Source organism: Porphyromonas crevioricanis, assembly GCF_900167225.1.
GTDB classification, from domain to species: domain Bacteria; phylum Bacteroidota; class Bacteroidia; order Bacteroidales; family Porphyromonadaceae; genus Porphyromonas; species Porphyromonas crevioricanis.
This window is the reverse complement of record NZ_FUXH01000006.1, coordinates 24995-42645: the sequence shown is the minus strand read 5'-3', so window position 1 is coordinate 42645 and position 17651 is coordinate 24995. Positions and strand designations below refer to the sequence as shown.

The following is a 17651-nucleotide window of genomic DNA, read 5'->3' as shown; positions in this document are numbered from 1 at the left end:
ATTCCTATGTTTGAGAATCTAAGCGAAAGGTTGGAGCGGTCATTCAAGATCCTTAAGGGTCAAGGGCAGATTACAGAGCTTAACGTGGCCGAGACGCTCAAAGACGTACGCCGAGCTTTGCTCGATGCAGACGTCAATTATAATGTAGCCAAGAAGCTTACAGATGAGATAAAAGAAAAGGCCATTGGTCAGAATGTCCTTACATCTGTTCGTCCTAATGAGTTGATGGTCAAGATCGTGCGTGATGAGTTGGCTGTGCTCATGGGGGGTACAGCTGCGGAGTTTAAGCTCGAAGGGAAACCTGCTATCGTGTTGATGTCGGGTTTGCAAGGCTCTGGTAAGACAACTTTCTCCGGCAAGTTGGCTTCTATGCTTAAACATAAGCAGGGACGCTCTCCTCTTTTAGTTGCTTGTGACGTCTATCGTCCGGCTGCTATTGAGCAGCTTCATATTCTTGGCGAGCAGCTGTCTGTGCCTGTTTTTAGTCGCCCTGATAGCAAAGACCCCATAACAATAGCTCGAGACTCAGTTGTTGAGGCTGAGAAGTTGGGCTGTGATGTTGTGATTATAGACACAGCGGGTCGTTTGGCCATTGACGAGGAGATGATGCAGGAGATTGAAGCAATCAAGAAAGCGGTCAATCCCTCCGAGACGCTCTTTGTTGTCGATTCGATGACAGGTCAGGACGCCGTAAATACAGCTCGTGAGTTCAATGAGAGGTTGGATTTTGATGGAGTTGTCTTAACGAAACTCGATGGGGATACTCGGGGTGGTGCTGCCTTGTCTATTCGTAGAGTCGTCGACAAACCAATCAAGTTTGTCGGAACAGGAGAGAAGATGGATGCACTGGATGTCTTCCATCCTGATCGTATGGCAGACCGCATATTGGGCATGGGAGACATTGTCTCTTTGGTAGAGAGAGCTCAACAGCAGTATGACGAAGAAGAGGCTCGTAAGCTGGAAGCTAAAATCGCGAAGAACCAGTTCGATTTTAATGATTTTCTGGCTCAGATTCACCAGATCAAAAAGATGGGTAACCTCAAGGATCTTGTGAGTATGATTCCGGGGGTGGGCAAGCTTATCAAAGACATTGATATCAGTGACGATGCTTTCAAGGGTGTAGAGGCTATTATCTATTCTATGACTCCGGAAGAGCGAAAGCATCCTTCTTTGTTGGATGGACGCAGGCGGAAACGTTTGGCAGAAGGCAGTGGTACTTCCATACAGGAGGTGAATAGGCTAATTACCCAATTCGATCAAATGCGCAAGGTAATGCGGCAGATGTCCGGAGGGAAGGGAGCCAAGTTGGCCAAAATGGCAGCTGCCAAGCATCAGCGAGGTCGCAGATGAAGGATTAAGAGTCTCTATTCTATTTTCGGTTACATAGATTTTCCGCTTGTGAGTATCCGTGTGGATACACCTCAATCGGGGAGTCCTTTGGGTGGGGGTATTTGTTCGTTTGTGAAATATCACTACCTTTGCCAGCCGATAGTATGCGTTTTTGTGCATCGGTCGGTGCTGGTGTGTGCTGTCTAGTATAGAATTGGGAATTAGTATTGATAGTTAAATAGGAGTAAAGTAAGAAATGCCTACAATTCAACAGTTGGTTAGAAAAGGCCGTACTACTTTCGAAGAGAAAGGTAAGAGCCCTGCGCTCGAAGCCTGCCCACAGCGTCGAGGTGTGTGTGTGCGTGTGTACACAACTACCCCGAAGAAGCCAAATTCGGCTATGCGCAAGGTGGCTCGTGTGCGCCTGACAAACGGCAAAGAAGTAAATGTCTACATCCCGGGCGAAGGTCACAACTTGCAAGAGCACAGCATTGTGTTGGTGCGTGGAGGTCGTGTAAAAGACTTGCCAGGTGTGCGTTATCACATTGTTCGCGGGACTTTGGATACCGCAGGTGTGAACGGCCGTACGCAGCGCAGATCGAAGTATGGGGCTAAGCGTCCTAAGCCGGGAGCTGCTGCTAAGAAGTAAGAAAATCTGCAGTTTTCGCGGAGATTTTTTCGTCTTTCGGAGTCGTTGCTCCGAGCTGGAGGGGCTGAGAGAGGCCTCGAAGGAGATTGAAGGGGAACTTCGGTCTCCAGATTCCACTCTAAGGAAGTGGTAAGTATTTTAAGAACCAGTTTTGTGTTCATTGGACAAGCTATAAAACCGGTTGAGTAAATGCTCCGGCGGGAGTGTTGAAGACAAGTTAACAGGCAACCAATCGACAGAAACGATTTTTTTGTTAGTACAACAATGAGAAAAGCAAAACCCAAAAAGCGTCAGGTACTTCCTGATCCTGTATTTGGTGATGTAAAGGTGACTAAGTTTGTTAATCACCTGATGTATGACGGCAAGAAGAATATTGCTTTCGACATCTTTTACGGTGCGTTGGATATCGTAAGAGGTAAGCTGTCTAATGAGGAGAAGAGCCCGCTTGAGATCTGGAAAGCAGCTTTGGATAATATTACTCCTCAAGTGGAAGTGAAGTCCCGCCGTATAGGTGGTGCTACTTTCCAGGTTCCTACCGAGATTCGCTCAGAACGCAAAGAGTCGATCTCTATGAAAAACCTAATTCTTTATGCACGCAAGCGTGGTGGTAAAACCATGGCTGATAAGCTCGCTGCTGAGATTGTAGACGCTTTCAATAACCAAGGTGGTGCCTTCAAGCGCAAGGAAGATATTCACCGTATGGCCGAGGCTAACCGTGCATTTGCTCACTTCAGATTCTAAGTAAAGATTATGTCCGAAAAATCAGCATTAGACCTGACGCGTAATATCGGTATCATGGCTCACATTGATGCCGGTAAGACGACTACCAGTGAGCGTATTTTGTTTTATACGGGTTTGTCTCACAAGATAGGAGAGGTGCATGATGGTGCCGCTACTATGGACTGGATGGAGCAGGAACAGGAGAGGGGAATTACAATCACTTCTGCTGCAACTACTGCATTTTGGGAATATGACAGTAAGAAATACAAGATCAACTTGATTGATACTCCGGGGCACGTAGACTTCACTGTCGAGGTGGAGCGTTCTTTACGTATCTTGGACGGAGCTGTAGCTGCGTTTTGCGCTGTGGGAGGAGTAGAGCCACAGAGTGAGACAGTATGGCGTCAAGCTGATAAGTATAATGTGCCACGTATCGCCTACGTCAATAAGATGGACCGTTCTGGAGCTAACTTTTTTGAAGTAGAGCGTCAGATGCGTGAGATATTAGGAGCCCATCCATGTCCTATCCAGATCCCTATCGGAGCAGAAGACACCTTTAGAGGTGTTGTAGACCTCGTTCGGATGAAAGCCATTGTGTGGGACAATGAAGCCATGGGTGCTAAATATGATGTGATCGACATTCCAGCCGATTTGCAAGCCGAAGCTGATAGCTGGAGAGACAAGATGCTCGAGGCCTTGGCTGAGTGCGATGATGTCTTGATGGAGAAGTACTTTGATGATCCTTCTACAATCACTGAAGAAGAGATCCGTTCGGCTATTCGTAAGGGAACCCTCTCCATGCAGATCAACCCGATGTGTTGCGGATCATCCTTCAAAAATAAAGGAGTGCAAACCTTGCTCGATGCTGTTTGTGCATATTTGCCTAGCCCGGTAGACACGCCCACTATTGAGGGGCATGATGTGAATGATCCGGAGCAGCTGATCTCTCGTAAGACTTCTCCTGAAGAGCCTCTTACTGCTTTGGCATTTAAGATTGCTACAGACCCCTATGTAGGTCGTCTCTGTTTCTTCCGTGTATATTCGGGTGAACTGCAGGCTGGCTCTTATGTCTACAATGCCCGTTCTGGGAAAAAGGAGCGTATTTCACGTCTCTTCCAGATGCACTCGAACAAACAGAACCCGAAGGAGGCGATCGGTTGTGGAGACATTGGTGCTGGTGTTGGGTTTAAGGACATTCGTACTGGTGATACTCTCTGTGACGAAAACCATCCAATCTCTCTTGAATCCATGGACTTCCCCGATCCAGTGATCGGTATCGCTGTTGAGCCTAAGACTCAGAAAGACTTGGATCGTCTAGGTGTTGGTTTGTCTAAGCTGGCAGAGGAAGACCCGACTTTCCGTGTAGAGACAAACGAGGAAACGGGCCAAACTGTGATCAGCGGTATGGGAGAGTTACATTTGGAAATTATCATTGACCGCTTGCGTCGTGAGTTCAAAGTAGAGTGTAACCAGGGGCGTCCTCAAGTATCTTACAAGGAGGCTATCACTACGCCGGTTGAATTGCGTGAAACCTACAAAAAGCAGACCGGTGGTAGAGGTAAGTTTGCTGATATTATCGTTCGCGTAGAACCAGCTGATTCGGATTTCGAAGGTTCGTTGCAGTTTGTAGATGAGGTGAAAGGAGGTAACATCCCCAAGGAGTTTATCCCCTCAGTGCAGAAGGGCTTTGCTAAGGCTATGGAAAATGGCGTTTTGGCAGGCTATCCTTTGGACAAGCTCAAGGTAACTGTAATTGACGGCTCATTCCACCCGGTAGACTCAGATCAGCTTTCGTTTGAGATTTGTGCTATTCAGGCTTTTAAGAGTGCTTCTGAGAAGGCCGGTCCTGTGCTCCAAGAGCCCATCATGAAGATAGAGGTTGTAACTCCGGAAGAAAACATGGGTGATGTGATTGGAGACTTGAATAAGCGTCGTGGCCAGATCGAAGGGATGGAGAATAGTCGTACTGGCGCTCGCATCGTGAAGGCGAAAGCTCCTCTGGCAGAGATGTTTGGATATGTAACAGCCTTGCGTACCATTACTTCTGGCCGTGCCACTTCCACCATGTCTTTCTCTCACTATGCAGAAGTATCCAGCAACATTGCTCGAGACGTTCTTACAGAAGTGAACGGCCGGGTAGATCTGATCAAGTAAAATACATAATCGATAATAATGAGCCAAAAGATTAGAATTAAGCTGAAGTCTTACGATTATATGCTTGTAGATAAATCTGCAGAGAAGATCGTAAAGACTGTGAAGACGACCGGTGCCGTAGTTAGCGGTCCCATTCCTCTGCCCACTCATAAGAGGATCTTCACTGTGAATCGCTCTACATTTGTGAACAAGAAATCACGTGAGCAGTTTGAACTCTCTTCCTACAAGAGACTTATTGACATCTACAACGCTACAGCGAAGACGGTAGATGCGTTGATGAAGTTGGAGCTTCCTAGTGGAGTAGAGGTTGAAATCAAGGTTTGATCATAGGACAATCCTGTAAATAGTAAAAAGAAATGCCAGGTTTATTAGGAAAGAAAATCGGAATGACATCCGTTTTCAGTGCCGATGGAAAGAATCTTCCATGCACTGTTATCGAAGTAGGTCCTTGTGTGGTGACCCAAGTCAAAACCCTGGAGAAGGATGGCTACGAAGCTGTACAAATTGGCTTCATGGAAGCAAAGGAGAAAAATACCTCCAAGCCGATGGCCGGACATTTTCAGAAGGCTGGGACAACCCCCAAGAGACACTTGGCCGAGTTCAAAGATTTTGAGAATACACCCAATCTGGGAGATGTATTGGATGTGCAGTTCTTCGAAGGAACCAACTATGTGGATGTGATAGGGACTTCCAAAGGAAAGGGATTTCAGGGAGTTGTTAAGCGTCATGGTTTCGGTGGTGTAGGTCAGACAACTCATGGTCAGCACAACCGTTTGCGTGCCCCGGGTGCGATTGGTGCCTGTTCGTATCCTGCGAAAGTTTTCAAAGGGATGCGTATGGCCGGCCAGACCGGAAACCAGCGTGTGACGGTACAGAACCTCGAAGTGATTAAGATTATGCCCCAGCACAATTTACTGCTTGTAAAAGGTAGTGTGCCTGGAGCCAAAGGTTCAATCCTTCTAATCGAAAAGTAATGGAACTGAGTGTATATAATATCAAGGGTGAAGATACTGGTCGTAAGGTCGTTTTGGACGATTCTGTCTTTGCTATCGAACCCAATGACCATGCGATTTACCTCGCTGTAAGGCAGTACATGGCTAACCAACGTCAGGGTACTCATAAAGCCAAGGAACGCTCGGAGCTGTCCGGTAGCACGCGTAAATTGATTCGCCAGAAAGGTGGTGGTGGAGCTCGCAGGGGGGATATCAATTCTCCTCTCTTAGTGGGTGGTGCTCGTGTGTTTGGCCCCAGACCTCGTAGCTATGGCTTCAAACTGAACAAGAAGCTTAAGGCTCTTGCTCGGAAGTCAGCTCTTACTTATAAGGCTCGTAAGGGAGAGATCAAGGTAATTGAGAACATTGAGATGGAAGCCCCAAAAACCAGAGATTTTGTTTCTATCAACAAGGCTTTGGGTTTGGAGAATATGAAGACTCTGTATGTTTTTGATGAGATTGCGCAAACTGTCTATCTGTCGGCTCGCAATCTTCCTAGGACGGCTCTTATTCGTGCTTCTCAGTTGAATACATATGCTGTGTTGAACAATGCAGTGCTGGTGCTTACTGAACAGTCTGTAGACTTGCTCAATCAACAACTTAAGGCAAAAGGAGAATAAGCAATGGGAATCATCATTAAACCGATTATTAGTGAGAAAATGACTGCTATCACCGAGAAGATGCCCCAGAGGTATGCTTTTCGCGTTTCTCCTACAGCCAACAAGATTGAGATAGCAAAAGCCATAGAGGCAATGTACAATGTAAAGGTCGAGTCTGTCAATACCATGAGGTATACCGGCAAGTCCAAGAATCGCTATACTCGTAGTGGCCTTATAGAAGGGCGTGCAGCTTCTTTCAAGAAAGCTGTCGTGACACTGAAGGAAGGTGATGTAATCGACTTTTTCAGTAATATCTAAGCAAAGTAATGGGAACACGTAAATTGAAGCCCACTAGCCCGGGGCAAAGACATAAGATTATTGGAGCTTTCGATACAATCACTGCGTCGGCTCCAGAGAAGTCTCTTGTTGTTGGTCGGAGAAAATCCGGTGGCCGTAACAACACTGGTAAGATGACCATGCGTTACATTGGTGGAGGTCATAAGCAACGCTACCGTTTGATTGACTTTAAGAGAAGGAAAGATGGCATCCCTGCTACCGTCAAGACTATCGAATACGACCCTAACCGTTCTGCTCGTATTGCTCTGCTCTACTATGCAGATGGAGAAAAGTCCTATATCGTAGCCCCAGATGGTTTGGAAGTAGGCCAAACAGTGATGTCTGGGGAAATGGCTGCTCCAGAAATTGGTAACGCTCTCCCTCTAGCCAAAATCCCTGTAGGTACGATTATCCACAATATTGAACTCAGACCTCAACAGGGAGGTAAGCTCGTTCGTTCGGCTGGAACGTTTGCTCAGTTGACCTCTCGTGAAGAAAAGTATGTGGTGATTCGTATGCCGTCTGGTGAGACTCGCCGAATATTGTCGGCTTGTAAGGCTACTATCGGAGGAATAGGAAATAAGGATCATAGCCTTGAGTGTTCGGGTAAGGCTGGACGTACCCGTTGGCTTGGTCGCAGACCTCGTGTGCGTGGCGTGGCTATGAACCCTGTAGATCACCCTATGGGTGGTGGTGAAGGCCGTGCATCCGGAGGACATCCTCGCTCTCGTAAGGGCTTGTATGCAAAGGGTCTTAAGACTCGTGCTCCGAAGAAGCATTCGTCTAAGTATATCATCGAAAGGAGAAAGAAATAAAGTTTAAATCACACGAATTATGAGTCGTTCAATTAAGAAAGGCCCCTATATCAACCTGAAGCTGGAAAAGAAGGTTCTCGCTATGAACGAGAGCGGTAAGAAGGCCGTGGTTAAGACTTGGGCAAGAGCATCGATGATATCTCCAGACTTTGTAGGGCATACCATAGCGGTGCATAATGGAAATAAATTCATTCCTGTATTTGTAACGGAGAATATGGTTGGTCACAAGTTGGGTGAATTTGCTCCAACTCGTACTTTCCGAGGTCATGCTGGTAATAAGAAGAAATAATCTTTCGGTTGAGATTATTTGACAATAACTCAGGAAACTGATCAAAAAACAATTAGAACAATGGGTGCTAGAAAAAGAATATCAGCCGAAAGAAGAAGGGAAGCACTTCGTGCTGTGTCCTTTGCACAGCTCAGGAATGTGCCTACTTCTCCCCGTAAGATGCGCTATGTAGCAGATATGGTGCGAGGGATGGAAGTAGATAGAGCTTTGGGCGTGTTACGTTTTTCTCAAAAAGAAGCTGCAGCTCGTGTGGAAAAACTACTTCGTTCGGCTATTGCAAACTGGGAAGAAAAGAATCAGCGCAAGGCTGAGGCTGGGGAACTCTATGTTTCTCGTATAACTGTAGACGAAGGCATGATGCTTAAGCGTCTGAGACCGGCTCCTCAGGGTAGAGGATATCGTATTCGCAAAAGATCAAATCATGTGACTCTCTTTGTGGATGCTGTTAGTAACAACGAAACCAATAATTGATGTAGGATGGGACAGAAAACAAATCCAATTAGCAACCGCCTTGGTATCATTAGAGGATGGGATTCCAACTGGTTCGGTGGTCGCAATTATGGGGAAACATTGCTGGAGGATAGTAAGATACGTCGCTATCTGGATGCCCGTCTTGCAAAGGCCAGTGTGTCGAGAGTGGTTATTGAACGGGCCCTTAAGTTGGTTACCGTTACGATTTGCACTTCCAGACCAGGTCTGATTATTGGCAAGGGAGGTCAGGAGGTTGATAAGCTCAAAGAGGAGCTGAAGTCTCTTACAGACAAGAAAGATGTCCAGATCAATATTTTCGAAATACGGAAGCCTGAGCTCGACGCAAAGATCGTTGCGGATGGTATTGCTCGTCAGCTTGAAGGTAAAATTAACTACCGTAGGGCTATCAAGATGGCTATTGCTTCCTCTATGCGTATGGGAGCGGAAGGCATCAAGGTGCAGCTTTCTGGTAGATTGAATGGGGCAGAAATGGCTCGCTCAGAGATGTACAAAGAAGGACGTACCCCTCTGCATACTCTACGTGCGGACATTGATTATGCACAGGCTGAGGCCTTGACCAAGGTTGGCTTGATTGGTGTAAAGGTTTGGATTTGCAAGGGAGAGGTCTATGAGAAGCGCGATCTTGCCCCTTCATTTGCAGTTGCCAAGAATGCTGGTCGTCGTGATCCTTTGGGTCGTGGAGACCGGGAGCGTGGGGGCCGTCGTCGCGGTGGAGCCAGAAGAGGTAATCGCTAACATTTATAAGTAACTAAGGAAATGTTACAACCTAAGAAAACAAAATTCAGAAGAGCTCAAAAAGGGCGCATGAAAGGCAATGCTCAGCGTGGCAACCAGCTTGCTTTTGGCTCATTTGGGATCAAATCCCTGCAAAGTAAGTGGATTACAGGTCGCCAAATAGAGGCTGCTCGTATTGCTGTAACCAGATATATGCAACGTCAGGGTCAAGTGTGGGTTAGAATCTTCCCAGATAAGCCGATTACCAAGAAACCTGCTGAGGTGCGTATGGGTAAGGGGAAAGGTTCTCCGGAAGGTTTTGTGGCCCCTGTGACTCCTGGTCGCATGATTTTTGAGATTGAGGGTGTAAGCTATGAAGTGGCAAAGGAGGCTCTGCGCTTGGCTGCTCAGAAGTTGCCTGTGACTACTAAATTCGTAGTGCGCCGTGATTATGACTTTGCTAAATAAACAATACGTATAGGGTATATGAAAATTGCAGAAATCAAGGAACTGAGTACATCTGAATTGCAGGAGCGTTTGGCGGCTGTAAGTGCAGAGTACAACCAGATGCGTATTAATCATTCAGTCTCTCCGTTGGACAATCCTGCTCAATTGACCAAGTTGCGTCGCACGATAGCAAGGATGAAAACAGTTCTTACGGAACGTAATAACAACAACGACTGATTATAATGGATAGAAATCTCAGAAAAGAACGTATGGGTGTGGTGTCCAGTAATCTTATGGACAAGACAGTCACTGTTTCGGTGAAATGGAAGGAAAAACACCCGATATATGGTAAGTTTGTCAATAAGACGAAGAAGTACCATGCTCATGATGAGAAAAATGAGTGTAATATAGGCGATACCGTACGCATTATGGAAACTCGCCCTCTCAGTCGCTCAAAGCGTTGGAGAGTAATAGAAATAGTTGAAAGGGCTAAATAATGATACAGCAGGAATCTCGTCTTTCCGTAGCAGATAATAGTGGAGCTCGTGAGGTGTTGTGTATCCGCGTTTTAGGAGGTACACGTCGTCGTTATGCCTCTGTGGGTGATATCATTGTCGTTTCCGTAAAGAGTGTAATACCTTCCAGTGATGTGAAGAAGGGGGCGGTGTCTAAGGCTATCATTGTACGTACAAAGAAGGAGGTGCGTCGTCCTGATGGCTCTTACATCCGTTTCGATGATAATGCTTGTGTGTTGCTGAACAATGCCGGAGATATGAGAGGTAGCCGTATTTTTGGTCCTGTAGCTCGCGAGCTTCGTGCCAAGAATATGAAAATTGTATCTCTTGCTCCTGAAGTTCTTTAACCATCTCAAATCGACAACAGTAAAATGAGTAAGTTACATATAAAGAAGGGCGATACTGTGATGGTAAATGCCGGCGAAGACAAGGGCAAGACCGGACGTGTCTTGCAGGTCTTAGTTGACAAGAATAGAGCCATCGTGGAAGGCTTGAATATCATTTCGAAGCATGCAAAGCCCTCTGCAAGCAATCCTCAAGGAGGAATAGAGAAGAAGGAAGCACCTATACATCTCTCAAATTTGAATGTCGTTGATCCTAAGTCTGGAAAGGGAACTAGGATTGGTCGGAGAGTCGGTGCTAATGGAAGATTAGTACGTTATTCCAAAAAATCTGGGGAGGAGATTAAGTGATGAGCCAAGTGATGACAGCAAATCTCAAGAAAGAATACGACGAGCGAATAATTCCGGCTCTTCAGAAGCAGTTTGGTTACTCTTCTGTGATGCAGGTACCTGTACTCAAGAAGATTGTTATCAATCAGGGTTTGGGTATGGCGACTGCGGATAAGAAGATTATTGATGTCGCTATCAATGAACTCACAGCTATTACTGGTCAGAAGGCAGTTGCTACATTCTCCAAGAAGGATATTTCCAACTTCAAACTCAGAAAGCGTATGCCGATTGGTGTCATGGTTACCCTTCGACGCGAGCAGATGTATGAGTTTCTGGAGCGCTTGATTCGTGTAGCTTTGCCTCGTATTCGCGACTTCAAGGGCATCGAAAGTAAGTTTGATGGCCGTGGTAATTATACTTTGGGGATCGAGGAGCAAATCATATTTCCTGAGATAAATCTTGACTCGGTGACCAAGATATTAGGAATGAATATTACCTTTGTAACCTCTGCGCTTACAGATGAGGAAGGCTATGCTCTTTTGAAAGAGTTTGGTCTGCCTTTCAAGAATGCGAAAAAAGAAAATTGATATGGCAAAAGAATCAATGAAGGCTCGGGAAGTAAAGCGAGCCAAACTCGTAGAAAAGTATGCCGAGAAGCGTAAGCGTCTTAAGGCGGAAGGTCTCTACGAGGAACTTCAGTCGCTTCCTCGTAACGCTTCCCCCGTCCGTCTCCATAATCGTTGTTCTATGACAGGTCGTCCCAAAGGCTATATGAGACAGTTTGGTATTTCTCGTATACAGTTTAGGGAAATGGCCTCGAAGGGACTCATCCCGGGGGTCAAGAAAGCAAGTTGGTAAGCTATAGATTGACTTTTCTCTTGCTCGTTTTGGCTTGGGAGGTGCTGCACTTGTATCGATGTCGATTTTGTGCAGGGTTTGCCAAGCTGAAATGGGCCTATGTTAAATATTGTCTGGCTTAGAACAGATCAATTTAATCAATAACAAAATGACAGATCCTATTGCAGATTATTTGACGCGGTTGCGGAACGCTATCGGAGCTAAGCATCGGGTAGTAGAGATACCTGCGTCCAATCTAAAGAAAGAGATCACTAAGATTCTCTTCGAAAAAGGGTACATCTTGAACTATAAGTTCGAGGAAGGAGATGCCCCTCAGGGAACAATTAAGGTTGCTCTCAAGTATGACCTTAAGAACAAATCAAATGCGATCAAGTGTCTTAAACGAGTTTCTCGACCGGGCTTGCGTCGTTATGTTGGCTACAGAGAGATGCCTCGAGTTCTTAATGGCTTGGGTATCGCTATCCTTTCAACGAGTAAGGGTGTGATGACTGACAAGGAGGCCAATGACCTCAAGGTTGGTGGTGAGGTGTTGTGTTATATTTATTGATGAAGGAGTAAGCTTATGTCTAGAATAGGAAAAATGCCCATAGCCATACCAGCGGGAGTGACGGTTTCTCTAGTAGATGAAGTCGTGACAGTAAAAGGTCCCAAAGGAGAGCTTTCTCAGAAGATAGACCCTCGTATTACCATGGAGATTGAGGATGATCACATATTGTTTTCACGTCATAGTGAAGAGAGAGAGGATCGCTCATTGCATGGCTTGTATAGATCTCTGGTTAATAATATGGTCGTAGGTGTAAGTCAGGGGTACAGCCGTACACTGGAATTGGTGGGTGTTGGTTACCGTGCCGCCAATAACGGACAGATCTTAGAGTTGTCTTTGGGATTTACCCATGCGATTTATTTCCAATTGCCAGCAGAAGTTAAAGTAGAGGCAAAGACTGAACGAAACAAAAACCCTCTCATCACTCTTGAATGTGCAGATAAGCAGCTTCTCGGCCAAATTTGTAATAAGATTCGATCTTTCCGTAAGCCGGAGCCATATAAGGGCAAGGGCGTGAAGTTTGTTGGTGAAGAAATTCGTCGCAAATCAGGAAAAGTCGCTGGTAAGTAACACCCAAAAAGGACTGAGATCATGATAACAAAACAAGCTAGAAGACTCAAAATAAAAACTCGTATTCGCAGCAGGATCAGTGGAACTGCAGAGTGCCCGCGTTTGTGTGTGTTTAGGAGTAATAAGCAGATTTATGCCCAAGTGATAGATGACGAGAGTGGTCGTACTCTTGCCGCAGCTTCATCCTTGAAGATGGATTTTCAGGGTACAAAGAAGGAAATAGCAGCCAAAGTTGGAGAAAGCATCGCTCGCAATGCTCAAGAAGCCGGGATTACGAGAGTTGTATTTGATCGTAGTGGCTATCTGTTTCACGGTAGAATTAAAGAACTGGCCGATGCCGCAAGAAGTGCAGGTCTCAAATTTTGACGGAAGAAATGGCAGGAATAATGAATCGTGTTAAATCAACGAATGATTTAGAGCTTAAGGAAAGATTAGTCGCTATTAACCGTGTGACGAAAGTTACAAAAGGGGGGCGTACCTTTACTTTCGCTGCTATTGTGGTTGTGGGCAATGAAGATGGTGTGATTGGTTTTGGACTTGGAAAAGCAGGTGAAGTTGCTGCTGCGATAGCCAAAGGAACAGAGGCCGCCAAGAAGAATCTTATACGTGTGCCCGTGCACAATGGTACTATCCCCCACGAACAGAGTGCTGCATTCGGAGGAGCCAAGGTTCTGCTCAAGCCAGCCAGTGCTGGTACCGGAGTGAAGGCTGGAGGTGCTATGCGTGCTGTGTTGGAGAGTGTGGGCATTAAGGATGTGCTTGCAAAAAGCAAAGGCTCTTCCAATCCTCACAACTTAGTGAAAGCGACTATTGAGGCCTTGTCTGAAATGCGCAGTCCTCTTATGGTGGCTCAGTCGAGGGGAATCTCTGTGGAAAAAGTCTTTAAGGGATAAAAACAACTTAATGAAGATTTTGTGATGGATAAGAAAATCAAAATCCAACAGGTGCGTAGCCGTATTGGTATGCCCAGTTGCCAAAAAAGGACTTTGGATGCATTGGGACTTCGCAAGAATAATCAGATTGTGGAGCACTCTGCAACGTCACAGATCCTTGGAATGGTAGAAAAGGTGAGGCACTTAGTGCGTATAGTAGAATAAGTCGTTTATTATAAAACAGATAAACATGGATCTATCCAGTTTGAAGCCTGCTGAAGGCTCTGTGAAATCACGCAAGCGTATCGGTCGTGGACCTGGTTCTGGACTGGGAGGCACTTCTACGCGTGGCCATAAGGGAGCTAAGAGTCGCTCCGGATACAAGAAAAAACTCGGTTTTGAGGGAGGGCAGATGCCAATTCAGCGTCGTTTACCTAAGTTCGGATTCAAGAATATTAATCGTGTAGAATACCAAGCTGTCAACCTTTCTAGCTTGCAGGATCTGGCTCAGCTTCGCAATCTCCAGAGCATCACGATCGAAGATATTAAATCTGCCGGTCTGGCCGGAAAGAATGATTTAATCAAGATCTTGGCTAAGGGAGAGATTTCGATCAAACTCGAAGTTCAAGCGAATGCTTTCAGCAAGAAAGCAGAAGAGGCCATTGTAGCAGCCGGGGGTTCTGTTGTAAAATGCTAAGGTATGCGAGTTTTTGAGACAGTAAGAAACATATGGAAGATTGAGGATCTGCGTAAGCGAATCCTCATCACCATATTGTTTGTTCTGGTGTATCGTTTGGGTTCCTTCGTGGTGATACCGGGTATTAATCCTGCTGACTTAGGTGCTCTTCAGAACCAGACTGCCGAGGGGCTTTTGGCGCTCCTCGATATGTTCTCAGGGGGGGCATTCTCCAATGCTTCTATATTCGCATTGGGGATTATGCCTTATATCTCTGCTTCTATTGTGATGCAGTTGGCTGCTATTGCTGTACCTTCCATGCAGAAGTTGCAACGTGAGGGAGAGAGCGGTCGCCGTAAGATTAATCAATGGACACGATATCTTACTGTGCTAATCCTTCTGATGCAGGCCCCAACTTATTTGATTAACCTGAATGTGCAGCTGAGCTCTGTGGGGGCGTCTCTGCCTGCTGGACTTTGGTTCCAGATCTATGCGACTATTATTCTTGCAGCAGGTAGTATGTTTGTCTTGTGGCTTGGTGAGCGCATCACTGATAAGGGGATAGGGAATGGTATTTCTTTCATTATTCTTGTCGGGATCATAGCTCGTTTGCCTCACGCTCTATTAGCTGAATTCACTTCTCGTTTGGGAAGTGCTGCTGGAGGGTTGGTTGCATTTTTGTTCGAAATTGTATTCCTTTTGTTTGTCATTGCAGGAGCAATCTTGCTTGTACAAGGGACTCGGAAGGTCCCTGTGCAGTATGCCAAAAGGGTGATTGGTAACAAACAGTATGGAGGGGCTCGCCAGTATATACCGTTGAAGGTAAATGCAGCTAATGTGATGCCAATCATTTTTGCTCAGGCTATCATGTTTATCCCCATCTCTATCATGGGGTTTGCAAAAGCGGAGGGAGGTTCTTTCATGCAGGCCTTTATGGATAATACAGGGTTCTGGTACAACTTTGTATTTGCTCTGTTGATTATTCTCTTTACCTACTTCTACACAGCTATCACAATCAATCCAACACAAATGGCGGATGATTTGAAGCGTAACAATGGTTTTGTTCCTGGAGTGAAACCTGGTAAGCCTACAAAGGATTACTTGGATGCGATCATGGACAGAATAACCTTGCCTGGTGCTCTGTTCTTAGCAGTTGTGGCTATTCTTCCTGCTTTTGCCGAGATCCTGGGAGTTAGTGGAGGTTTTGCTCAATTCTTTGGAGGTACATCTTTGCTAATTCTTGTAGGGGTTGTTTTGGATACACTTCAGCAGATAGAGAGTCACTTGCTTATGCGCCATTATGATGGTTTGCTTAAGACAGGTCGAATTAAAGGTCGTACAGGTACTGTTTCCGCCTACTAAAAACAAAGAATCTCCGATTTTCGATGATTTATCTCAAGACAGAGGAGGAAATAGAGCTGATGTTTGCAGCTAACCAGCTTGTAGGGATGACCCTTGCTGAAGTTGCTAAGCATATAGCACCTGGAGTTAGCACTAAGCATTTGGATGAGATTGCTCATGATTTCATCTGTGACCATGGTGCTGCTCCCGCTTTCCTTGGTTATGGAGGATTCCCAGCCTCTTTGTGTACCTCAGTGAATGATCATGTGGTGCATGGTATACCCTCCGAAAAGAAGATCCTCAAAGAGGGTGATATCATTTCAGTTGATTGTGGCACAAAACTTAATGGTTTTACAGGAGACTCTGCATACACTTTTGCTGTTGGGGAAATCTCTCCAGAGGTGCATTCTCTGCTTATTGCAACTAAAGAGTCTCTCTTTAAGGGGATCGAGCAGGCTATTGCAGGGAAGAGGGTAGGTGATATAGGCCATGCTGTTGAGAGCTATTGTACATCACGAGGTTATGGTGTAGTGCGAGAGCTTGAGGGGCATGGTATTGGTCGCAAGATGCATGAGGCTCCGGGAGTCCCCAATTATGGAGCTCCTCATCGCGGGCCACTGCTTCGTGGTGGTATGTGTATCTGTATAGAACCAATGATTACCCTTGGAGCTCGGAATGTGATTTTTGAGAAAGATGGTTGGACTGTTCGCACTCGCGACCATAGACCTGCAGCTCATTTTGAGCATTGTATTGCTATAACAGAAGGTATGCCTCGTATACTTTCGTCTTTTGATTTCATCAAAGAAGTATTAGGAGAAAAAGAATTCTAGAGTATGTCTAAACAGCCCGCAATAGAACAAGACGGTATTATTCTCGAAGCTCTGTCTAATGCCATGTTTAAGGTTCAACTGGAAAATGGACATGAAATAACAGCACATATTTCTGGCAAGATGCGTATGCATTATATCAAGATATTGCCAGGAGACAGGGTGAAAGTGGAGATGAGTCCGTATGACTTGTCCAAGGGCCGTATCTCGTTCAGGTACAAGTAAAAGTTACAACACAATATGAAAGTAAGAGCATCAATAAAGAAACGTTCGGACGACTGTAAGATCGTTCGTCGCAAGGGGCGTTTGTATGTAATTAACAAGAAGAATCCCAAGTTTAAGCAACGTCAGGGATGAGTACGTCCTTTCGGGGTAATAATAATCTCAAAACTAACATATGGCTATAAGAATTGTTGGCGTTGATTTGCCACAAAACAAAAGAGGGGCTATTGCCCTAACCTACATTTATGGTATTGGAAGAAGCAGTGCTGCCAAAATCCTTTCCAAAGCCGGTGTAGATGAGAACATCAAGGTCCAGGATTGGACAGACGACCAAGCAGCTGCCATTCGAGAGGTAATAGGTGCGGAATACAAGGTTGAAGGAGATTTGAGATCTGAGGTTCAGATGAATATCAAACGCCTGATGGATATTGGGTGCTACCGTGGAATACGCCATCGTATAGGTTTGCCTCTGCGTGGTCAGAGCACAAAGAATAATGCCCGTACACGAAAGGGGAAGAAGAAGACAGTTGCAAACAAGAAGAAAGCTACCAAATAAATAGGTTGATATGGCTAAAAAAACAGTCGCGAAAAAGAGAACCGTCAAAGTTGATGCTATGGGGCAGGCCCACATCAGTTCTTCTTTTAACAACATCATCATCTCTATTGCCAACAGCGAAGGTCAGGTAATTAGCTGGTCTTCAGCCGGTAAAATGGGTTTTCGTTCTTCCAAGAAGAACACACCCTATGCTGCTCAGATGGCTGCCCAAGATTGCGGCAAGATTGCCTATGATTTAGGGATGAGAAAGGTGAAGGTTTTTGTGAAGGGACCAGGTAATGGTCGCGAGTCTGCTATTCGTACTTTGCATGGTCTTGGTATTGAAGTAGTAGAGATTGTGGATGTGACTCCTATGCCCCACAATGGATGCAGACCTCCGAAGCGTAGAAGAGTTTGATCTGGGTACTGAGCACATTTGATAATAACATTTACTGAGCATTGTGTTGAGTTTAAGTAAACTCTG

31 protein-coding genes are annotated in these 17651 nt (G+C 45.6%); all 31 read left to right on the top strand.

The genetic code is table 11. The features are described from left to right. The first annotated feature begins 6 nt into the window (after positions 1–6). The 31 genes from ffh to rpsK all read left to right on the top strand — a co-directional run bounded on the left by ffh (position 7) and on the right by rpsK (position 17585). Positions 7–1350: a signal recognition particle protein gene (gene ffh, locus B5D48_RS04755; protein ID WP_023936943.1), complete on the top strand. Its 1344-nt coding sequence runs from the start codon at positions 7–9 to the stop codon at positions 1348–1350. A gap of 235 nt (positions 1351–1585) precedes the next feature. Continuing rightward, positions 1586–1978, top strand: coding sequence for a 30S ribosomal protein S12 (gene rpsL / locus B5D48_RS04750; RefSeq protein ID WP_036888070.1), 393 nt, complete (start codon positions 1586–1588; stop codon positions 1976–1978). 264 nt (positions 1979–2242) lie between these two features. Further along, entirely contained in the window at positions 2243–2719 is a 477-nt protein-coding gene (gene rpsG / locus B5D48_RS04745; protein WP_023936940.1) for a 30S ribosomal protein S7, read from the top strand. A 9-nt stretch (positions 2720–2728) separates the two neighbouring features. After that, a complete protein-coding gene (gene fusA, locus B5D48_RS04740) occupies positions 2729–4852 on the top strand; it encodes an elongation factor G (RefSeq protein WP_023936936.1) in 2124 nt (707 codons plus the stop codon). 18 nt (positions 4853–4870) lie between these two features. Next, positions 4871–5176, top strand: coding sequence for a 30S ribosomal protein S10 (rpsJ, locus tag B5D48_RS04735; RefSeq protein ID WP_036888069.1), 306 nt, complete (start codon positions 4871–4873; stop codon positions 5174–5176). 32 nt (positions 5177–5208) lie between these two features. Further along, positions 5209–5826, top strand: a complete 618-nt coding sequence (rplC, locus tag B5D48_RS04730) for a 50S ribosomal protein L3 (protein ID WP_036888067.1) — start codon at positions 5209–5211, stop codon at positions 5824–5826. Next, positions 5826–6464 (top strand): 50S ribosomal protein L4, encoded by a 639-nt coding sequence (rplD, locus tag B5D48_RS04725; protein WP_023936931.1) that lies wholly within the window; start codon positions 5826–5828, stop codon positions 6462–6464. The genes rplC and rplD overlap by 1 nt, the downstream gene beginning before the upstream one ends. A 3-nt stretch (positions 6465–6467) precedes the next feature. Further along, positions 6468–6761 carry a 50S ribosomal protein L23 gene (gene rplW / locus B5D48_RS04720; RefSeq protein WP_023936930.1) on the top strand — a complete coding sequence of 98 codons (294 nt, stop codon included), beginning with the start codon at positions 6468–6470 and terminating at the stop codon, positions 6759–6761. Positions 6762–6769: 8 nt separating this feature from the next. Beyond that, positions 6770–7594, top strand: coding sequence for a 50S ribosomal protein L2 (gene rplB, locus B5D48_RS04715; protein ID WP_023936929.1), 825 nt, complete (start codon positions 6770–6772; stop codon positions 7592–7594). Positions 7595–7613: 19 nt separating this feature from the next. Beyond that, positions 7614–7883, top strand: coding sequence for a 30S ribosomal protein S19 (rpsS, locus tag B5D48_RS04710; protein WP_023936928.1), 270 nt, complete (start codon positions 7614–7616; stop codon positions 7881–7883). Positions 7884–7943: 60 nt separating this feature from the next. Then, complete coding sequence (gene rplV / locus B5D48_RS04705) at positions 7944–8354, top strand: 50S ribosomal protein L22 (RefSeq protein ID WP_023936927.1); 411 nt, start codon at positions 7944–7946, stop codon at positions 8352–8354. Between the two features lie 6 nt (positions 8355–8360). Next, positions 8361–9110 carry a 30S ribosomal protein S3 gene (gene rpsC / locus B5D48_RS04700; protein ID WP_023936926.1) on the top strand — a complete coding sequence of 250 codons (750 nt, stop codon included), beginning with the start codon at positions 8361–8363 and terminating at the stop codon, positions 9108–9110. Between the two features lie 21 nt (positions 9111–9131). Continuing rightward, entirely contained in the window at positions 9132–9557 is a 426-nt protein-coding gene (rplP, locus tag B5D48_RS04695) for a 50S ribosomal protein L16 (RefSeq protein ID WP_023941352.1), read from the top strand. An 18-nt stretch (positions 9558–9575) separates the two neighbouring features. Then, the gene (gene rpmC / locus B5D48_RS04690) at positions 9576–9773 is read left to right on the top strand and encodes a 50S ribosomal protein L29 (RefSeq protein ID WP_023936923.1); all 198 of its coding nucleotides are present in this window, start codon (positions 9576–9578) and stop codon (positions 9771–9773) included. Positions 9774–9775: 2 nt separating this feature from the next. Continuing rightward, positions 9776–10033 carry a 30S ribosomal protein S17 gene (gene rpsQ, locus B5D48_RS04685; RefSeq protein ID WP_111759316.1) on the top strand — a complete coding sequence of 86 codons (258 nt, stop codon included), beginning with the start codon at positions 9776–9778 and terminating at the stop codon, positions 10031–10033. Further along, a complete protein-coding gene (gene rplN / locus B5D48_RS04680) occupies positions 10033–10398 on the top strand; it encodes a 50S ribosomal protein L14 (protein ID WP_023936919.1) in 366 nt (121 codons plus the stop codon). The genes rpsQ and rplN overlap by 1 nt, the downstream gene beginning before the upstream one ends. A 24-nt stretch (positions 10399–10422) precedes the next feature. Continuing rightward, complete coding sequence (gene rplX / locus B5D48_RS04675) at positions 10423–10743, top strand: 50S ribosomal protein L24 (RefSeq protein ID WP_023941354.1); 321 nt, start codon at positions 10423–10425, stop codon at positions 10741–10743. 11 nt (positions 10744–10754) lie between these two features. Then, positions 10755–11309 carry a 50S ribosomal protein L5 gene (gene rplE, locus B5D48_RS04670; protein WP_394341827.1) on the top strand — a complete coding sequence of 185 codons (555 nt, stop codon included), beginning with the start codon at positions 10755–10757 and terminating at the stop codon, positions 11307–11309. Position 11310: 1 nt separating this feature from the next. Further along, positions 11311–11580: a 30S ribosomal protein S14 gene (gene rpsN / locus B5D48_RS04665; RefSeq protein ID WP_023936913.1), complete on the top strand. Its 270-nt coding sequence runs from the start codon at positions 11311–11313 to the stop codon at positions 11578–11580. 148 nt (positions 11581–11728) lie between these two features. Continuing rightward, positions 11729–12127 (top strand): 30S ribosomal protein S8, encoded by a 399-nt coding sequence (gene rpsH, locus B5D48_RS04660; protein WP_023936909.1) that lies wholly within the window; start codon positions 11729–11731, stop codon positions 12125–12127. Positions 12128–12142: 15 nt separating this feature from the next. Then, positions 12143–12694 (top strand): 50S ribosomal protein L6, encoded by a 552-nt coding sequence (rplF, locus tag B5D48_RS04655; RefSeq protein WP_023936907.1) that lies wholly within the window; start codon positions 12143–12145, stop codon positions 12692–12694. Positions 12695–12715: 21 nt separating this feature from the next. Continuing rightward, positions 12716–13060, top strand: coding sequence for a 50S ribosomal protein L18 (gene rplR, locus B5D48_RS04650; RefSeq protein ID WP_036888061.1), 345 nt, complete (start codon positions 12716–12718; stop codon positions 13058–13060). 8 nt (positions 13061–13068) lie between these two features. After that, entirely contained in the window at positions 13069–13587 is a 519-nt protein-coding gene (rpsE, locus tag B5D48_RS04645) for a 30S ribosomal protein S5 (protein ID WP_036888060.1), read from the top strand. A 24-nt stretch (positions 13588–13611) separates the two neighbouring features. Then, a complete protein-coding gene (rpmD, locus tag B5D48_RS04640; RefSeq protein WP_023936902.1) occupies positions 13612–13791 on the top strand; it encodes a 50S ribosomal protein L30 in 180 nt (59 codons plus the stop codon). Between the two features lie 25 nt (positions 13792–13816). After that, positions 13817–14263, top strand: coding sequence for a 50S ribosomal protein L15 (gene rplO / locus B5D48_RS04635; RefSeq protein ID WP_023936900.1), 447 nt, complete (start codon positions 13817–13819; stop codon positions 14261–14263). A gap of 3 nt (positions 14264–14266) precedes the next feature. Then, complete coding sequence (gene secY, locus B5D48_RS04630; protein ID WP_023936898.1) at positions 14267–15604, top strand: preprotein translocase subunit SecY; 1338 nt, start codon at positions 14267–14269, stop codon at positions 15602–15604. Positions 15605–15627: 23 nt separating this feature from the next. Continuing rightward, complete coding sequence (gene map / locus B5D48_RS04625; protein WP_023936896.1) at positions 15628–16413, top strand: type I methionyl aminopeptidase; 786 nt, start codon at positions 15628–15630, stop codon at positions 16411–16413. A gap of 3 nt (positions 16414–16416) precedes the next feature. Then, positions 16417–16635, top strand: a complete 219-nt coding sequence (infA, locus tag B5D48_RS04620; protein WP_023936894.1) for a translation initiation factor IF-1 — start codon at positions 16417–16419, stop codon at positions 16633–16635. Positions 16636–16650: 15 nt separating this feature from the next. Further along, positions 16651–16767 carry a type B 50S ribosomal protein L36 gene (ykgO, locus tag B5D48_RS04615; protein ID WP_023936892.1) on the top strand — a complete coding sequence of 39 codons (117 nt, stop codon included), beginning with the start codon at positions 16651–16653 and terminating at the stop codon, positions 16765–16767. A 40-nt stretch (positions 16768–16807) separates the two neighbouring features. Further along, the gene (rpsM, locus tag B5D48_RS04610) at positions 16808–17188 is read left to right on the top strand and encodes a 30S ribosomal protein S13 (protein ID WP_023936890.1); all 381 of its coding nucleotides are present in this window, start codon (positions 16808–16810) and stop codon (positions 17186–17188) included. Positions 17189–17198: 10 nt separating this feature from the next. After that, positions 17199–17585, top strand: coding sequence for a 30S ribosomal protein S11 (gene rpsK / locus B5D48_RS04605; RefSeq protein WP_023936888.1), 387 nt, complete (start codon positions 17199–17201; stop codon positions 17583–17585). Positions 17586–17651 lie beyond the last annotated feature (66 nt).

Coding starts and splice junctions, on each gene's coding strand:
- ffh (WP_023936943.1), top strand. CDS start 7: ATGTTTGAGAATCTAAGCGAAAGGTTGGAGCGGTCATTCAAGATCCTT.
- rpsL (WP_036888070.1), top strand. CDS start 1,586: ATGCCTACAATTCAACAGTTGGTTAGAAAAGGCCGTACTACTTTCGAA.
- rpsG (WP_023936940.1), top strand. CDS start 2,243: ATGAGAAAAGCAAAACCCAAAAAGCGTCAGGTACTTCCTGATCCTGTA.
- fusA (WP_023936936.1), top strand. CDS start 2,729: ATGTCCGAAAAATCAGCATTAGACCTGACGCGTAATATCGGTATCATG.
- rpsJ (WP_036888069.1), top strand. CDS start 4,871: ATGAGCCAAAAGATTAGAATTAAGCTGAAGTCTTACGATTATATGCTT.
- rplC (WP_036888067.1), top strand. CDS start 5,209: ATGCCAGGTTTATTAGGAAAGAAAATCGGAATGACATCCGTTTTCAGT.
- rplD (WP_023936931.1), top strand. CDS start 5,826: ATGGAACTGAGTGTATATAATATCAAGGGTGAAGATACTGGTCGTAAG.
- rplW (WP_023936930.1), top strand. CDS start 6,468: ATGGGAATCATCATTAAACCGATTATTAGTGAGAAAATGACTGCTATC.
- rplB (WP_023936929.1), top strand. CDS start 6,770: ATGGGAACACGTAAATTGAAGCCCACTAGCCCGGGGCAAAGACATAAG.
- rpsS (WP_023936928.1), top strand. CDS start 7,614: ATGAGTCGTTCAATTAAGAAAGGCCCCTATATCAACCTGAAGCTGGAA.
- rplV (WP_023936927.1), top strand. CDS start 7,944: ATGGGTGCTAGAAAAAGAATATCAGCCGAAAGAAGAAGGGAAGCACTT.
- rpsC (WP_023936926.1), top strand. CDS start 8,361: ATGGGACAGAAAACAAATCCAATTAGCAACCGCCTTGGTATCATTAGA.
- rplP (WP_023941352.1), top strand. CDS start 9,132: ATGTTACAACCTAAGAAAACAAAATTCAGAAGAGCTCAAAAAGGGCGC.
- rpmC (WP_023936923.1), top strand. CDS start 9,576: ATGAAAATTGCAGAAATCAAGGAACTGAGTACATCTGAATTGCAGGAG.
- rplN (WP_023936919.1), top strand. CDS start 10,033: ATGATACAGCAGGAATCTCGTCTTTCCGTAGCAGATAATAGTGGAGCT.
- rplX (WP_023941354.1), top strand. CDS start 10,423: ATGAGTAAGTTACATATAAAGAAGGGCGATACTGTGATGGTAAATGCC.
- rplE (WP_394341827.1), top strand. CDS start 10,755: ATGACAGCAAATCTCAAGAAAGAATACGACGAGCGAATAATTCCGGCT.
- rpsN (WP_023936913.1), top strand. CDS start 11,311: ATGGCAAAAGAATCAATGAAGGCTCGGGAAGTAAAGCGAGCCAAACTC.
- rpsH (WP_023936909.1), top strand. CDS start 11,729: ATGACAGATCCTATTGCAGATTATTTGACGCGGTTGCGGAACGCTATC.
- rplF (WP_023936907.1), top strand. CDS start 12,143: ATGTCTAGAATAGGAAAAATGCCCATAGCCATACCAGCGGGAGTGACG.
- rplR (WP_036888061.1), top strand. CDS start 12,716: ATGATAACAAAACAAGCTAGAAGACTCAAAATAAAAACTCGTATTCGC.
- rpsE (WP_036888060.1), top strand. CDS start 13,069: ATGGCAGGAATAATGAATCGTGTTAAATCAACGAATGATTTAGAGCTT.
- rpmD (WP_023936902.1), top strand. CDS start 13,612: ATGGATAAGAAAATCAAAATCCAACAGGTGCGTAGCCGTATTGGTATG.
- rplO (WP_023936900.1), top strand. CDS start 13,817: ATGGATCTATCCAGTTTGAAGCCTGCTGAAGGCTCTGTGAAATCACGC.
- secY (WP_023936898.1), top strand. CDS start 14,267: ATGCGAGTTTTTGAGACAGTAAGAAACATATGGAAGATTGAGGATCTG.
- map (WP_023936896.1), top strand. CDS start 15,628: ATGATTTATCTCAAGACAGAGGAGGAAATAGAGCTGATGTTTGCAGCT.
- infA (WP_023936894.1), top strand. CDS start 16,417: ATGTCTAAACAGCCCGCAATAGAACAAGACGGTATTATTCTCGAAGCT.
- ykgO (WP_023936892.1), top strand. CDS start 16,651: ATGAAAGTAAGAGCATCAATAAAGAAACGTTCGGACGACTGTAAGATC.
- rpsM (WP_023936890.1), top strand. CDS start 16,808: ATGGCTATAAGAATTGTTGGCGTTGATTTGCCACAAAACAAAAGAGGG.
- rpsK (WP_023936888.1), top strand. CDS start 17,199: ATGGCTAAAAAAACAGTCGCGAAAAAGAGAACCGTCAAAGTTGATGCT.